Source organism: Variovorax sp. RCC_210, assembly GCF_041355175.1.
Classification (GTDB): Bacteria; Pseudomonadota; Gammaproteobacteria; order Burkholderiales; family Burkholderiaceae_C; genus Variovorax.
Genome location: NZ_JBFUPJ010000001.1, coordinates 1,263,006 through 1,277,521 on the forward strand (window position 1 = coordinate 1,263,006; position 14,516 = coordinate 1,277,521).

The window sequence follows — 14,516 nt, forward strand, 5'->3', positions numbered from 1 at the left end:
CGATCCACAGCCTTTTGTGCAGCCGGATTTGCGGGCCGTCGGCGCCTGATGCACGGAGGTTTTCATGAAGCGCATTCCCGCCCGGCCCGACATCGGCCATCTCAAGAAACAAGCCAAGGACCTGCTCGCGCTCTACCGCGGCAACGACCCCGCGGCCTTCGCCCGCTTTCGCGACGCCCTGCCGGCCGCTGCCGGCAAGACCGATACCACCCTCGCAGCCCTCGGCCTGCGCCTGCACGACGCGCAGTCGTGCGTGGCGCGCGAGCACGGCTTTGCCTCGTGGGCCGACCTGCAGGGCTTCGTCGTCGCGCGCCGCGCGCAGGCGGACGACCCGGCCCGCGCGCTGCTGCACTGGCTGCGGCTGGTGTACGCGGGCGACATCTCGGGCGGCAACCACCGCGCGCGGCCCACGGTGGCGGCCCGTCTGCTCGAAGACGACCCCGCCCTGCCCGCGTCCATGCCCGTACTCGGCCAGGACCCCTACCTGGCCTGCGCCATCGGCGACGAGGCCGCGCTGCGCCGGGCCACCGCGCAAGACCCGGGCTGGCTGCACCGCGCCGGCGGCCCGCTGAACCTGCCGCCCCTCGTGGCCGTGACGCATTCGAGCCTGCTGCGCCTGCCGGCGTTTCGCGAGCGGCTGCGCGCATGCGCCAGGTACCTGCTCGCAGCCGGTGCCGACGCCAACCAGTCGGCCGGCAACCGCTGGCCGCCGGCCTCGCTGGCCGCGCCCTCGGACACCGAGCGCCTGTCCGCGCTGTACGGCGCGGCCGGCCAGAACCACGACGTGGAACTCACCGAACTGCTGCTCGGCGCGGGCGCCGACCCGAACGATGGCGAGTCGCTCTATCACTCGCTGGACCAGCCGGCCTGCACCCGGCTGCTGCTGCAGGCCGGCGCGCGCGTCACCGGCTCCAACGCGCTGTACCGCGAGCTCGACCTGGACGACGTGGCCACCCTGCGCCTGCTGCTCGCGCATGGCGGCGACGCGAACGAGCCGGCGCGCGGCGCACCCACCTCCGACTGGGGCACGCCGCTGCTGTGGGCCCTGCGCCGCCGCCGCTCGCCGGCCCACATCGAGGCCTTGCTGGCCGCGGGCGCCGACCCGGCCGCCACCACGCCCGACGGCACGCCCGCCCACCTCGTCGCCTTGCGCTTCGGCCTGACCGAGGTGGCGCGGCTGCTGCAGGCGGCCGGCGCCGACAGCGCCCCGTTGCCGCCCGATGAGGCCTTCGTCGCCGCCTGCGCGCGCGCGGACGAAGCGGCGGCGCGGCAGGTGCTGGCGCAGCACCCGGGCCTGATCGCCTTGCTGGGCGACACCCGCCTCAAGCTGCTGCCCGAGCTGGCGGCGCAGGGCTGCACCGACGCGGTGAAGACCATGGTCTCGCTCGGCTGGCCGATCGAAGTGCGCGGCGCCGACATCGACGGCTCGGCGCTGAACCAGGCGGTGTTCCGCGGCGATGCGGCGCTCACGCGCTTCCTGCTCGAACACGGCGCCGACTGGCGCACGCTGCACGGCTACGGCGACGACGCGCGCGGCTCGCTGTCGTGGGCCTCGCTGAACGAGCCCGAGCCCGGTGGCGACTGGCTGGGGTGCGCGCAGGCGCTGGTGGCGCACGGCATGCCCGCCGCGCGGCCGGACCCGCAGGCGCCCGACGCCGTGCTGGTCGGCGAAAAGCGCTACTGGTTCTCCGACGAGGTCACCGACTTCCTGCTCGGCGCATCGGCAGCGCAGGGCTAAAAAAAAAGCGGGCCACAAGGGCCCGCTGAAGGTCTTCCATCGAACGGCGCCAAGGCGCCTTCCGACTCCGACTCACCTCGAACTCAACCTCCTGCACTCCTTTTTTTCCTCTTCCTCTCCTCCTCGGTTCACAGCGCCCGCCAGCCCAGCTCAGGCGCAATGCGCGCGCTAAGGTCGCTCAATATCTGCTCGTAGTCTTCGCCGCTGAAGTTGTAGGGCAGCTCCACGCGCAGCTCTTCCACCTGCGGCAGCACCGGGTCTTGCCGCAGGTGCTCCAGGATCTCGTCGGACGTGCCCACCAAATCGCTCGCGAACAGCGTGCGCCGCTCGCCCTGCGGCGCCAGCGTGCGTTCCACGCGGCCGGCCGCGAAGGCGCGGTAGCGCTTGCGGGTGGCGGCGTCGGCGCTGTCCAGCGGCACGATCACGCGGCCCAGCGCCACCCGGCCCTTGTGTTCGCCTGCCTCGCTGGCGCGAAAGCGCTCGACCAGGCCGAGCTGCGCCGCCAGGAAGTCGTCGGTGTTCTCGCCCGACAGCACATTGCCCTGCAGCAGGTTGAAGCCGTTGCGCCCCGCCCACTCGGCCGAGCGCAGCGAGCCGCCGCCGTACCACAGCCGGTTGGCCAGGCCCGGCGCATGCGGCTGCACCTGCGGCCGCACGCGCCCGCCGGCCGACTCGATGAAGGTCTGCGCGTCGCCCAGCAGCGTGGGCGCCAGGTTGGCCTTCAGCCGGCCCACGCGCTTGTGCGTGTAGTCGACGGTGTTCGGTGCCGTGTCGTAGAAGCGGTTGCCAAGTAGCGCGCCGTGCAGCGGCACGCCCGCGCTCAGGCCCACCTGCAGCCGTCCGCGCGCCAGGATGTCGACCGTGGCCAGGTCCTCGGCGAGGCGGAACGGGTTTTCATAGCCCATCTGGATCACGGCTGCGCCCAGCTCGATGCGGCGCGTGCGCTGCGTGGCCGCCGCCAGGAAGGTCGCGGCCGACGACACGCCGCGCTCCAGGTGGCGCTGCCGCACCCAGGCGCCGTTGAAGCCCAGCTTCTCGCCGAACTCGAACAGCTTCAGCGCCGCCTCCAGTCCCGCGTAGGGGTCGGTCTCCGCGAAATTGCCTGGCGTGAGAAAGGCGAGATGGCGGATGCTCACGGCGCGAACTTCGGCAGGCCGGGCGGGTTGGTTTCCGACCTGGGCAATGCCTCTTCGGCCAGGCTCCAGCGCGCCAGCGTCTTGGCGTAGCTGCCGTTGCGAATGAGGTTGTTGGTGGCCGTGGTCAGCGCCACGGCCAGGCCGCTGCCCTTGCGCGTGGCAATGGCCACGTCGGACTTCAGCGGCCAGCCCGCGTTCACCGTGCCGACCAGGCGAATCTGCCCGTTCTTCGCGGCCTCGTAGGCCTGCGGCGCGTTCGGGTTGAAGTTGGCGTCGACCCGCCTGGTGACCACTGCCAGCGTGCGCGTCACATCGTCGTCGTAGTACTGGATCGTGGCGGGCTTCAGCCCCGCTGCGGCGTTCTGCCGGTTCCATTCGAGCAGGATGCGCTCCTGGTTGGTGCCCGCGCCGGTCGTCAGCTTCAGGCCGGCGATGTCCTTGGGCTCCTTGATGCTCTTGATGGGGCTGTCGGCCTTCACGTAGAAGCCGTGCAGGCCCAGGCGGTAGGAGGAAAAGTCGAACTTCTCCTTGCGCTGCTCGGTCACGCCCACGTTGGAGATCACCGCGTCGTACTTGCCCGAGCTCAGGCCCAGCGGCCAGTCGGCCCACGCGATGGGCTGCAGGTCGAGCTTCAGCCCCAGCGCATCGGCGATGAGCAGTGCGTAGTCGGCTTCGAAGCCGACCACCGTCTTCGCATCGGTCGCATAAGTGGAGATGGGCGGCGCGAACGGCGCCACGGCCACGGTCAGCACGCCCTCCTTCACGAACTTGAAGTTGGGCGGAATCGCGTTCACGGCCTCCGCGTCCTTGCCCGTGCGCAGGCGGCCCTGCTGCTCGGGGCTGAAGTCGAACTTGTCGGCGGCATGCGCCGTGCCTCCAACGAGGGTGAATGCGGCAAGGGCGAATGCGGCAAGGCTGCGCGCGATCCACGCCGCGGATGTGTGCTTGATGTTCTTCAAAGTCATGGTCTTCAGTTCTTCGGCAGGCCGGGCGGGTTGGTGCGCGACGCCTGAATGGCTTCGGACTCCAGGCTCCAGCGCGACAAGGTCTTGGCGTAGTTGCCGTTCTTGATCTGCGTGTTCAGCGCCAGCGTCACCGCGTCGGCAATGCCGGAGCCCTTGCGCGAGGTGACGGCAATCTCGGCGTTCAGCGGCCAGCCGCCCGAGAACACGCCCGCCAGCTTCGTCTTGCCGTCGCGCGCCTCGTAGGCCGCGATGGCGTTCGGCCCCACATAGGCGTCGGCCCGACCCGACTGCAAGGCCAGGCGCTGCACCACGTCGTCGTCGTAGTACTGGATCTCGACCGGCTTCAGCCCGGCGGCCAGGTTCTGCTTGTTCCATCGCAGCAGGATCTGCTCCTGGTTGGTGCTGGCCGCCACGATCACCTTCAGCCCCGCGATGTCCTTCGGCTCCTTGATGGCGCCCAGCTTGCTGTCGGACTTCACATACACGCCGATCTGGTCGTTGCGGTAGGTGGAAAAGTCGAACTTCTCCTTTCGCTCTTCCGTCACCGTCACGTTCGACACCACCACGTCGAACTTGCCCGACTGCAGGCCCAGCGGCCAGTCGGCCCAGGTGGTGGACACCAGCTCCAGCTTGCGACCCAGGCTGTCGGCCACCAGCTGCGCGATGTCGGGCGCGTTGCCCACGGGCGTCTTCGTGTCGGTGGCGTAGGCCGCGAACGGCAGGCGGCCCGTGGTCGTGCCGACGACCAGCACGCCCTCCTTCTGGAACTTGAAGTCCCTGGCGAGCGCCACGGCCTCGTCGATCCTCTGCGCGCGCGGGCGGCCGACCTGCTCGGGGCTCAGGTCGGGGGCGGCCTGGGCCGATGCCGCCAGCGGGAGCAACGCAGCCACAAGAACGGACCAGAAAGCGAACCAGGAGGCGGACAGGATGTTTCGTCGGTAGGTCATGAAGTGCGATGCAGTGAAAGATGCGGTGAAGGAAAAATGGGGAAGCGTCAAAGAACCTTGGCCAGGAACTCGGCCGTGCGCGCGTGCACCGGCGCGTTGAACACCTGCTCGGGCGTGCCCGTTTCCAGGATGCGGCCGCGCTCCATGAAGACCACGGTGTCGGCCACCTCGCGGGCAAAGCCGATCTCGTGCGTGACGATGAGCAGCGTGGTGCCCGAGCGCGCCAGCTGCTTGATGACGGCCAGCACCTCGCCCACCAGCTCGGGGTCGAGCGCGGAGGTGGGTTCGTCGAACAGCAGCACCTTGGGCTTGAGCGCCAGCGCGCGCGCGATGGCCACGCGCTGCTGCTGGCCGCCCGAAAGCTGGCGCGGGTAGGCGTGCGTCTTGTCGGCCAGGCCCACGCGCACCAGCAGTTCGTGCGCGAGCGCCTCGGCCTCGGGCCGCGGCAGGCCGCGCACCGAAATCGGCGCCTCCACGATGTTCTCCAGCACCGTCAGGTGCGGGAACAGGTTGAAGTTCTGGAACACCATGCCCACGTCGACGCGGCGCTTGAGAATTTCTTTCTCGTGCAGCTCGTAGAGCGTGTCGGCGTCGCGCCGGTAGCCGATGAGCTCGCCGTCGATGGCGATGAAGCCGTCGTCCACCCGCTCCAGGTGGTTGATGGCGCGCAGCAGCGTCGACTTGCCCGAGCCCGACTGCCCGAGCACGACCGTGACGCTGCCCTGCCCCACGGTGAGCGTCACGTCGTCGAGCACCTTCAGCGCGCCGAAGCTCTTGGACACGCCGTGGATTGTGACCTCGCCGCCCTGCGTGAGCGGATCGGTCCAGCGCGGCACCTGCGCGGGCGCGTCGGCGACCGATGCGTCGACCTCGAGCGCAGCGACAGGCGCCTTCGAGTGCAGCAGCTTTCGCAAAGCACCGCCGATCCATGAACTCGGCGGATTGCGCAGCGCCCCGCGCGAAAAATGCCGCTCCACATAGTGCTGAACCACCGACAGCACCGTCAGGATGACCAGGTACCACACGGTCGCCACCATCAGCAGCGGAATCACTTCCAGGTTGCGCCGGTAGATGATCTGGATCGTGTAGAACAGCTCGGGCAGCGCCAGGATGTAGAGGTTCGACGTGCCCTTGGCCAGCCCGATGATGTCGTTGAAGGCCGTCGGAAGAATGGTGCGCATCGCCTGCGGCAGCACGATGCGAAACGACTGCCGCCCGCGCGACAGGCCCAGCGCCGCGGCCGCCTCCAGCTGCCCCTGCTCCACCGACAGGATGCCCCCGCGCACGATCTCCGAGGCGAATGCCGCCTGGTTCAGCGTGAGCCCCAGCAGCGCCGCCACGAAGGGGCTGATGAGCTGCGTGGTCGGGTACGAGAAGAAGGTGACGTCGGTGCCCGGAATGCCCAGCGACACCGTCTCGTACAGGTAGCCCAGGTTGTTGATGATCAGCAGCAGCACGATCACCGGAATCGACCGGAAGATCCACGTGAACACCCACGCCAGCCTGGAGAGCAGCGGCGAGCGCGACACGCGCGCCAGCGCCAGCCCGGTGCCGAAGAAAAAGCCCAGCACCGCGCCGAGCGCCGTCAGCAGCAGCGTGCGGCCCAGGCCTTCGAGCACCGGCTCGGCGAAGAACCATTGCGCGAACACGCCCCAGCCCCAGCGCGGGTTGGTGAGCGTCGAATACAGCACCAGCGCGATGACCGCGACCGCGAACACGGTGCCCACCGTGCGTGCCGGGTAGCGGGCCGGCACGATGCGGAAGTGGGAGTAGTCGCCCTTGTCAGGCGTGGTGCGTTGCGGTTGCGCTTGTGCTTGAGGGGACGGTGGCACCTGCGGCAGGCGAACCGGCACGGGGTCGCGCGGCTCGCCGCCGGCGTCGAGCACGGTGGTGTTCATCGCTGCACCGCCTCGGCATGGCGCGGAGCGGCTTCGCTCTGTGCGAGCGGCACCACCAGCTCTTTCTCGAAAGGGAGCTTGCGCGGCGTTTCCGGATCGGCAACCGGGCCGAACAGCGCGGTGTAGCCATGACCCAGGTACAGCGCCACCGCCTCCGGCTGGCGAAAGCCCGTGGTCAGGCAGATGCGCTCGTAGCCCTGGCGCAGCACCTGCGCCTCGAGCTCCAGCAGCACCTTCTTCGCCAGGCCCTGGCGCCGCAGGGCGTGGTGCGTCCACACGCGCTTGAGCTCGGCGGTGCGCTCGTCGTGGCGCATGAACGCGCCGCCGCCCACCGCCACGCCGTCGCGCAGCAGCAGCACGAAGTTGCCGTGCGGCGGCGCGAACAGGTGCGCCGGGTAGCGGTCTATTTCGCGCGGCTCGCCGGGCTCTCGCAGCACGTCGCCGTAGCGGGTGGCGTATTCGTGGGCCAGGCCTTCGAGCAGCGGCGCGGCGCGCGGGTCCAGCGGGGTGGTGTAGACGAAGGCCTCGCTCATCACGCGGCCCTCCGTGTCGCACTGGCTTCGCCTTCAACTGCGTTTGCGTTTGCATAACGGCTGGCCTTGCGCGGCAGGCCGAGGTGGTCGCGCAGCGTGTGCCCCGGCAGCTCGCGGCTGTACCGCCCGCGCGCTTCCAGCACCGGAATGACGAACGCGATGAAGTCGTCCAGCCCCTGCGACAGCACCGGAAAGCCCAGGATGAAGCCGTCGGCCGCGCCCTCGTCCACCCAGCGGATGATCTCGTCGGCGATGCGCTCGCCGGTGCCCACGAACTGCGTGCGCGGCGTGGCCACTTCCAGCGCCACCTCGCGCAAGCTCAGGCCCTTGGCCTTCGCGTTGGCCTTGATGCGGTCGGTGGTCGAGCGGAAGCTGTTGCGGCCCAGCTCGCCAAGTTCGGGAAAGGCGTCGTCCAGCGGGTACTGGCCGAAGTCGTGGTGGTCGAAGAAGCGGCCCAGGTAGGCCAGCGCTTCTTCGATGGTGAGCAGTTCGCGAATCAGCTTGTACTTGGCCTCGGCCTCTTCCTCGGTGGCCGCGACCACGGGGCCGATGCCCGGAAAGATCTTCACGTCGTCGGCCTGCCGGCCCTGCGCCACCGCGCTGGCCTTCACCTGGCGCAGGAAGCCGCGCGTGTCTTCCAGCGAAGGCGAATGCGTGAACACAGCGTCCGCGTACTTGCCGGCCAGGCCGATGCCCGCGTCCGACGAGCCGGCCTGGAAGATCACCGGCTGCCCCTGCGGCGAGCGCTGGATGTTCAGCGGCCCCGACACCTCGAAGAAGCGCCCCTTGTGGTCCAGCGTGTGCAGCTTGTCGCGCGCGAAGAAGCGGCCGCTGTCGCGGTCGCGCACGAAGGCGTCGTCGTCCCAGCTGTCCCACAGGCCCTGCGTCACGGCCAGGTACTCGTCGGCAATCTCGTAGCGCTGCGCGTGCTCGGGGTGCGTGCGGCTGTAGTTCCTGGCGCTGCCTTCCAGCGGCGTGGTCACCACGTTCCAGCCGGCGCGCCCGCCGCTGATGAGGTCGAGCGAAGCAAACTGCCGCGCCACCGTGAACGGGTCGCTGTACGAGCTCGACACCGTGCCCGCCAGCCCGATCTTCGACGTGACCGCGGCCAGCGCCGACAGAATGGAAATCGGCTCGAAGCGGTTCAGGAAGTGGGGTATCGACTTCTCGTTGATGTAGAGCCCGTCCGCCACGAACGCGAAGGCGATGCCCGCGGCCTCGGCCTTCTGCGCGGTGCGCACGAAAAACTCGAGGTTCACGCTGGCATCGGCCGGGCCCGCCGGGTGCTTCCACGAATTCATGTGGCTGCCGGCGCCTTGCAGCATGACGCCGAACTTGATGTTGCTCATGGCCAACCTTTCTTCTTGTCTCGTTGTGGGTGCAGGAGAAAAACCGGGCTCAGGCCGGCGCCAGCTCGCGCGCCCTGGCCAGCAGCTCGACCGATGCATGGCGCGCCGCAAAGTCGGCCACCGGGATGTCGATGACGAACTCCTCGATGCCGTGCTGCGCGCTCAACGCATCGAGCGCCGCGCGCACTTCTTCGCCGGTGCCTGCGATGACGTGCGGGCGCCGCTCTTCGGTGCGGAAGTCGCTTGCGCCGGCCTGTCGCGCGAACTCGGCCGCGGCCTCCAGGCTGGGCAGGTTCACGGTCTGGCCGGTGGGCAGGTACACGCGAAAGCTGCGCAGCGCGCCGACACGCTCGGCCGCTTCGTCGTGCGTGTGCGCGGCAAAGGCGAAGAGCGCGAGCCATGGCGCGCGGCCCGTCTCGGCGCGGTAGGCGGCTATCGATTGCGCGAGGTTCACCGGGTCGCCGTTGAAGTGCCCGGCATACACGAACTGCCAGCCCAGCCGCGCGGCGAGCACCGCGCTTTCAGGGCTGCCGCCCAGCAGCACACGCTGCGGCAATTGCGGCGGCTGGGGTGTCGCGACCGCGCCGGCCAGTGCGTGGCCCGAGGCGACGCCGTCGTACAGGAAGGCGTCGAGCTCCGCCAGCCGCACGCCGAAGTCTTCGCTGCGTTTTTTCTCGGGGTCGTGCAGCCACTGCAGCGCCTTGCTCGTGAGCGGAAGGCCGCCGGGCGCCTTGCCGATGCCCAGGTCCACGCGGCCCGGCGCCAGCGCGGCGAGCACGCGGAAGGTCTCGGCCACCTTGAACGGGCTGTAGTGCTGCAGCATGACGCCGCCCGTGCCCACGCGAATGCGCGAGGTCTTCGCGAGCACGTGGGCGGCCAGCACCTCGGGCGCGGAGCCCGCGTAGTTCTTGTTGCCGTGATGCTCCGCGAGCCAGTAGCGGCGGTAGCCGAGACACTCCGCGCTCTGCGCGAGCGCCACGGTGTGCTGGAACGCCTGCGCGGCGTCGGCGCCTTCGGGAATCAGGCTCTTGTCGAGCAGGGACAGCGAGTAGGACACGGTGTGCGGCGGGACACGCCCTTGAAAGAATTGCTGCGAATTCTCTTGGGCAACGCGCGCACCGGTTGCGCTGAATTCCTCTATCGATATGCGGCGTGGAGTGCCGTTGCGGACCTGTCGCGCAGGCCGGCGCGACGGCGCTGCTTCACGCAGTCGCGAGTGGGAAAGACTCTCCGCGGTGGGTCAGGGTTGCGTGTTTCACGCGTGAGCCTTCAGGACGAAGGCTCGTTGTCGGCGAGAGGCGAATGCAGCCGGTTGCGGTTCCACGCTCTTGCATCGATAGCCGGCCGATCAACCGTTCAGCCGACCGCCATCAGGCTCACCAAGAATGCGGCAGCAGGCCGAGCACGGCGGCCGCATGCAACCGCCGCATCGCGCGCGCAGGCACATGGCCGTGCGGCGCGCGCCGTGCCAGGGCACGGGGGGAACTCGGTGGAATGCGCCAGGCCTTGGCGGTCAGGTCGAGCACATGGCGGGCCTGGGCGGCCGGGGAAACGTAGTGGGTGCGCAGTTGCATGGCAATGAATCGAATGAATGCTTCAACCGATTCTGCTGAGCGGCACCGCCTTTGACAAAGACGGATTCCAAGTTTCCTGATGCGGTTACCGAACGCGGCACCTCACGTGACACTTCAAGCGAAATCGGTCGACGGCTTCTCCCACAGGTTCACGCCGCCCTCCACCGCGTACTTGTCGATCTCGGCCAGTTCCTCCGCGCTCAGCGGCGCGTGCGACAGCGCGGCCACGTTGTCGACGATCTGCTCGGGGCGGCTCGCGCCGATGAGCGCCGAGCTCACGCGCGGGTCGCGCAGCGTCCACGTCAGCGCGAGTTGCGCCAGCGTTTGCCCGCGGCGCTGCGCGATCTTGTTGAGCGCGCGGGCGCGCTCCACGTTGGCCTCGGACAAATGCTCCTGCTTGAGCGAGCCGCCGCCGGGCCGGTTGATGCGCGCGTCGTCGGGAATGCCGTTGAGGTACTTGTCGGTCAACAGGCCCTGCGCCAGCGGCGTGAAGGCGATCACGCCCGCGCCCAGTTCGTCGGTCGCGTTGAGCAGGTCTTTCTCGACCCAGCGGTTGAACAGGTTGTAGGCCGGTTGATGGATCAGGAGCGGCACCTTCCATTCGCGCAGCAGCGCGGCGATCTCGCGCGTCTTGCCGGCCGAGTACGACGAGATGCCGATGTACAGCGCCTTGCCCTGCTGCACGGCCTGGGCCAGCGCGGAGGCGGTTTCCTCGAGCGGGGTGTCGGGGTCGAAGCGGTGCGAATAGAAGATGTCGACATAGTCCAGCCCCAGGCGCTGCAGGCTCTGGTCGAGGCTGGCGAGCACGTATTTGCGCGAGCCGCCGCCCTTGCCGTAGGGGCCGGGCCACATGTCCCAGCCGGCCTTGCTGGAGATGATGAGCTCGTCGCGGTAGGCCTTGAAATCTTCGCGCAGCAGGCGGCCGAAGTTGGTCTCTGCGCTGCCGTACGGCGGGCCGTAGTTGTTGGCTAGGTCGAAGTGGTTGATACCCAGGTCGAAGGCCGTGCGCAGCAGCTGGCGCTGCGTGGCGACGGGCGTGGTGTCACCGAAGTTGTGCCAGAGCCCGAGCGAGATCGCGGGCAGCACGAGCCCGCTGCGCCCGACGCGGCGGTAGGGAATGGCGTCGTAGCGCTTGGAGTCGGCGTGGTAGGTCATGGGTGGGTGTGTCTTGTCTTGACGTTGAATGAATGAGAAAGGCCGCACGCCGGGGTGGGCTGAACCGAACCGAACCGAACCGAACCGTGGCGCGGCGCGGCGCGGCGAGTTCGAGAATGCCCGCGCCGGCGCCGCCTCGCAAGCATGCCCCCGCCGCAAGCGCGTGCATGCGCGCCGCGCGATGCGCGCTCGCAAAAGTTCAGGCTTCAGGCGCGCGCCATTGCGCCAGCGCGAAGTCGCGGCTCACGAGGTTCTCGGCCAGCAAGAACTTCTTCACCTCGTCGAGCAGCGCCAGCCCCTCGGCCGGGTACGCCGCCTCGGGAAACTGCGACAGCGGATGCGACACCTTCACCACGTCGAGCGGAAAGCCGCTCACCTCGGCGTGGAAGGCGTAGTAGGCCTCGCTGTCGCGGTGTATTTCCTGCAGCGCGGCGCGGCGCGCGCGCGTCCATGCGGCGGGCACGCCCGGCGCGGCCGCGAGCAGCTTGTTCGACGCCACGATCACCGAGGTGCCGCGCAGCGTCGGGTGCTTGTCGGCCTCGTCGATCACCGGGTAGCCGCGCGAGGCCAGCAGCGGCCCCACGTCGATCTGCGCGGCAAAGGCCGCGATGGAGCCCTGGTCGAGCGCGGCCTCGCCGTCGCGCGGGAACATGTGGATCACCTTGACCGACTTTTGCAGGCCGTGCTCTTTCAGCAGGCCCAGCACGTAGCGGTGCATGTACGAGCCGCGCGCCACGCCGATGGTCTGGCCATCGAGCGCCTTCACGCTGCGCGCGCCGTTGCGCGGCGTGAGCAGCCACACGTTCATGCCCACGGCATCGAAACCGATAAGCTGGTTTTCGAGCCCGCGCGACCGGGCCACGATGGCGGGCGTGTCGCCGTAGATGCCCACGTCCAGCGCGCCGGCCACGAAGGCCTCGTTCAGGTCGGGCCCGTTCGGAAAGTTGCGCGTCGTCACTTCGGTGAAGCCGAGCGTTGCCAGCTCGCGCTGCAGGTGGCCCTGGCGCAGCGCCCAGCCGGTGGCGTTCGCGGGCTTCTTGCCCGGGCCGATGTAGCCCAGGCGCAGCACCTTGCCGCCGCCTTGGCCACTGGCCGGACTGCCGTTCTGTGCGAAGGAAAAAGCGGGAACCGCGCTGGCGGCGGCCGCAGCCATGGCGCCGCGCAACAGCCGGCGGCGGCCTGGAAGATCAGACATGGAAAGACCCGAGCAAGAAAAAGAGAAAGGAAAAGAGAAAGGAAAAGAGAAAGGAAAAGGAAAGGGCTCAGTGCGCGCGCCGCAGCAGCTCGAAGCTCGCGTCGGCCGAGGCGGTCGACTCGCGCCCCCTGCCCCAGCCGATGGCGCTGCGGTAGCTGCCCATCAGCGCCTCGGCCGCAGCGTCGCGTTCTTCGGCGGTGGCGCCGCGGTCGGCAATGGGGGCGACGTACAGCGCGTCTTCCGGGCAATACAGCTCGCACATGAAGCAGGTCTGGCAGTCGTCCTGCCGGGCGATGCGCGGCGGCCCGCCCGCCACGGCCTCGAACACGTTGGTCGGGCAGGCGCTCACGCAGATGTTGCAGGCCGTGCAGCGTTCGGCGCTGATGACTTCGATCATGCCGACACCTCCTTCACGCCCTGCTGCTGCACCCACACCTCGTCGAGCCCGCCGCTGAGCAGGCGGTGCCGCTGCGCGGGGTCGAGCACGACGTGCTCGCGGCGGCGGTGCATGCCGCGGGTTTCGGTGCGCGCCAGGGCGCTGCGGTACATCCAGCGCGAGGTGGCCAGCATGGCCGCGGCCTCGCGCGCGCGCACGGCCTCGGTGGCCGTGGCGGCCGGCGCGCTGGTGCGCAGGCGCGCCCACAGCGCGTCGAGCCGGCCCAGCGAGTCGCGCAGCACGTCGCCTTCGCGGAACCAGTTGCGCTCGTAGGGGAACACCTCGGCCTGCACCGCGCGAATCACGTCCTGCGCGTCGAAGGGCGTGGCGCCGCGCGTCGACAGCGCCACGCCGCCCGCGCGCAGGGCCGTGCGGGTGGCACGCGCGCGCGTATCGCGCCCGAAGGCGGCCGCGCCCGCGCCGGCCCAGAAGCCCGACGACAGCGCCCAGGCCGCGTTGTGGCTGCCGCCGCCGGTGAAGCCGCCGCAGATCAGCTCGCGCGTGGCCGCGTCGCCCGCCGCATACAGGCCGGGCACCGAGGTGGCGCAGGAATCGTCGACCAGGTGCAGCCCGCCGGTGCCGCGCACCGTGCCTTCGAGCCGCAGCGTGACCGGGAAATGCTGCGTGAACGGGTCGATGCCCTGCCGGTCGAACGAGACGAAGAAGTTGGGCTGCGCCGTGCGCATCCACGCGCGGATCTGCGCGTCGGCGCGGTCCAGGCAGGCGAACACCGGCTGCGACTGCAGCGTCTGAGCGATCACGCCGCGCCCCTTCGACGAGCCCGCGCCCTCGATGGCCACGCCGTCGGCGGTGTAGAAGGTCGCCCAGTTGTAGAACAGCGACTTGGTCACCGACGAAAACGCCGGCCCCAGCCCGTAGGCGTTGGAAAACTCCATGCCCGACAGCGCCGCGCCCACTTCGGCCGCCATCAGCTGGCCGTCGCCGGTGAGCACGTTGCAGCCCAGCGCGCGGCTCAGGAAGGCGCAGCCGCCGGTCGCGATGACCACCGCGCCCGCGCGCACCACCCAGGTGTCGCCGCGCTGGCGGTTCACGCCGGTGGCGCCGCACACCGTGCCGTGCTCGTCCACCAGCAGCTCCAGCGCGGGGCTGTGGTCGAGGATGCGCGCGCCCGATTCCTTCACCCGCTTGCGCATCAGCCGCATGTATTCGGGGCCCTGCAGCGAGGTGCAGCGCAACGCGCCCTGGTCGTCGGCGGGAAAGGGGTAGCCCCAGTCTTTGAGCCGCTCGACGTTGTCCCAGGTCTGCGCGAGCACGCGGTCCATCCACGCATGCTCGGCCAGCTGGCCGCCCATGGCGTAGCGGCTGGCCTTGGCTTCTTCGCGCGCCTTGCCTTCGGGCGACACGTGCCACAGGCCGGTGCCCGAAGGCGCCGTGGCGCCCGAGGTGCCGCAGAAGCCCTTGTCGGCCAGCACCACGCGCGCGCCCTGCGCTGCAGCGCTCACCGCCGCCCATGCCCCGGCGGGGCCGCCGCCGATCACCAGCACATCGGCATGGTGCTGGACTGTTCCGTCGGCGCCCGACAGAACCTGTGCTCCCTGCCCGTTGAAATCTCTCGCGCCCATGGTCGCT

13 protein-coding genes are annotated in these 14,516 nt (G+C 69.7%); 1 reads left to right on the top strand and 12 read right to left on the bottom strand.

Annotation, left to right across the window (positions count from 1 at the left end; all coding sequences use genetic code 11):
- Positions 1-64 precede the first annotated feature (64 nt).
- Positions 65-1,738 (top strand): ankyrin repeat domain-containing protein, encoded by a 1,674-nt coding sequence (locus tag AB6807_RS05940; protein WP_371083862.1) that lies wholly within the window; start codon positions 65-67, stop codon positions 1,736-1,738.
- Between the two features lie 128 nt (positions 1,739-1,866).
- Here AB6807_RS05940 and AB6807_RS05945 read toward each other — a convergent pair whose 3' ends face one another.
- The 12 genes from AB6807_RS05945 to AB6807_RS06000 form a co-directional block, all read right to left on the bottom strand.
- On the bottom strand, positions 1,867-2,874 hold the full coding sequence (locus AB6807_RS05945) for an LLM class flavin-dependent oxidoreductase (protein ID WP_371083863.1): 1,008 nt from the start codon (positions 2,872-2,874) through the stop codon (positions 1,867-1,869).
- Positions 2,871-3,839 (bottom strand): ABC transporter substrate-binding protein, encoded by a 969-nt coding sequence (locus tag AB6807_RS05950; protein ID WP_371083864.1) that lies wholly within the window; start codon positions 3,837-3,839, stop codon positions 2,871-2,873. The genes AB6807_RS05945 and AB6807_RS05950 overlap by 4 nt, the downstream gene beginning before the upstream one ends.
- A 5-nt stretch (positions 3,840-3,844) precedes the next feature.
- Positions 3,845-4,786 (bottom strand): ABC transporter substrate-binding protein, encoded by a 942-nt coding sequence (locus tag AB6807_RS05955; protein ID WP_371083865.1) that lies wholly within the window; start codon positions 4,784-4,786, stop codon positions 3,845-3,847.
- A 47-nt stretch (positions 4,787-4,833) separates the two neighbouring features.
- On the bottom strand, positions 4,834-6,684 hold the full coding sequence (locus tag AB6807_RS05960; RefSeq protein ID WP_371083866.1) for an amino acid ABC transporter permease/ATP-binding protein: 1,851 nt from the start codon (positions 6,682-6,684) through the stop codon (positions 4,834-4,836).
- Positions 6,681-7,217: a GNAT family N-acetyltransferase gene (locus AB6807_RS05965; RefSeq protein WP_371083867.1), complete on the bottom strand. Its 537-nt coding sequence runs from the start codon at positions 7,215-7,217 to the stop codon at positions 6,681-6,683. Before AB6807_RS05965 ends, AB6807_RS05960 begins: the two co-directional genes overlap by 4 nt.
- The gene (locus AB6807_RS05970) at positions 7,217-8,566 is read right to left on the bottom strand and encodes an LLM class flavin-dependent oxidoreductase (protein ID WP_371083868.1); all 1,350 of its coding nucleotides are present in this window, start codon (positions 8,564-8,566) and stop codon (positions 7,217-7,219) included. Before AB6807_RS05970 ends, AB6807_RS05965 begins: the two co-directional genes overlap by 1 nt.
- Before the next feature lie 49 nt (positions 8,567-8,615).
- Positions 8,616-9,623, bottom strand: coding sequence for an LLM class flavin-dependent oxidoreductase (locus AB6807_RS05975; RefSeq protein WP_371083869.1), 1,008 nt, complete (start codon positions 9,621-9,623; stop codon positions 8,616-8,618).
- Positions 9,624-9,942: 319 nt separating this feature from the next.
- Positions 9,943-10,140 carry a hypothetical protein gene (locus AB6807_RS05980; protein ID WP_116907670.1) on the bottom strand — a complete coding sequence of 66 codons (198 nt, stop codon included), beginning with the start codon at positions 10,138-10,140 and terminating at the stop codon, positions 9,943-9,945.
- Positions 10,141-10,254: 114 nt separating this feature from the next.
- Entirely contained in the window at positions 10,255-11,295 is a 1,041-nt protein-coding gene (gene mgrA, locus AB6807_RS05985) for an L-glyceraldehyde 3-phosphate reductase (RefSeq protein WP_371083870.1), read from the bottom strand.
- Between the two features lie 199 nt (positions 11,296-11,494).
- On the bottom strand, positions 11,495-12,490 hold the full coding sequence (locus tag AB6807_RS05990) for an ABC transporter substrate-binding protein (RefSeq protein ID WP_371083871.1): 996 nt from the start codon (positions 12,488-12,490) through the stop codon (positions 11,495-11,497).
- Between the two features lie 67 nt (positions 12,491-12,557).
- Positions 12,558-12,887 (bottom strand): ferredoxin family protein, encoded by a 330-nt coding sequence (locus AB6807_RS05995; RefSeq protein WP_116907667.1) that lies wholly within the window; start codon positions 12,885-12,887, stop codon positions 12,558-12,560.
- Entirely contained in the window at positions 12,884-14,509 is a 1,626-nt protein-coding gene (locus AB6807_RS06000) for an FAD-dependent oxidoreductase (RefSeq protein WP_371083872.1), read from the bottom strand. Before AB6807_RS06000 ends, AB6807_RS05995 begins: the two co-directional genes overlap by 4 nt.
- Positions 14,510-14,516 lie beyond the last annotated feature (7 nt).

Coding starts and splice junctions, on each gene's coding strand:
- AB6807_RS06000 (WP_371083872.1), bottom strand. CDS start 14,509: ATGGGCGCGAGAGATTTCAACGGGCAGGGAGCACAGGTTCTGTCGGGC.
- AB6807_RS05960 (WP_371083866.1), bottom strand. CDS start 6,684: ATGAACACCACCGTGCTCGACGCCGGCGGCGAGCCGCGCGACCCCGTG.
- AB6807_RS05995 (WP_116907667.1), bottom strand. CDS start 12,887: ATGATCGAAGTCATCAGCGCCGAACGCTGCACGGCCTGCAACATCTGC.
- AB6807_RS05950 (WP_371083864.1), bottom strand. CDS start 3,839: ATGACTTTGAAGAACATCAAGCACACATCCGCGGCGTGGATCGCGCGC.
- AB6807_RS05990 (WP_371083871.1), bottom strand. CDS start 12,490: ATGTCTGATCTTCCAGGCCGCCGCCGGCTGTTGCGCGGCGCCATGGCT.
- mgrA (WP_371083870.1), bottom strand. CDS start 11,295: ATGACCTACCACGCCGACTCCAAGCGCTACGACGCCATTCCCTACCGC.
- AB6807_RS05980 (WP_116907670.1), bottom strand. CDS start 10,140: ATGCAACTGCGCACCCACTACGTTTCCCCGGCCGCCCAGGCCCGCCAT.
- AB6807_RS05955 (WP_371083865.1), bottom strand. CDS start 4,786: ATGACCTACCGACGAAACATCCTGTCCGCCTCCTGGTTCGCTTTCTGG.
- AB6807_RS05965 (WP_371083867.1), bottom strand. CDS start 7,217: ATGAGCGAGGCCTTCGTCTACACCACCCCGCTGGACCCGCGCGCCGCG.
- AB6807_RS05940 (WP_371083862.1), top strand. CDS start 65: ATGAAGCGCATTCCCGCCCGGCCCGACATCGGCCATCTCAAGAAACAA.
- AB6807_RS05970 (WP_371083868.1), bottom strand. CDS start 8,566: ATGAGCAACATCAAGTTCGGCGTCATGCTGCAAGGCGCCGGCAGCCAC.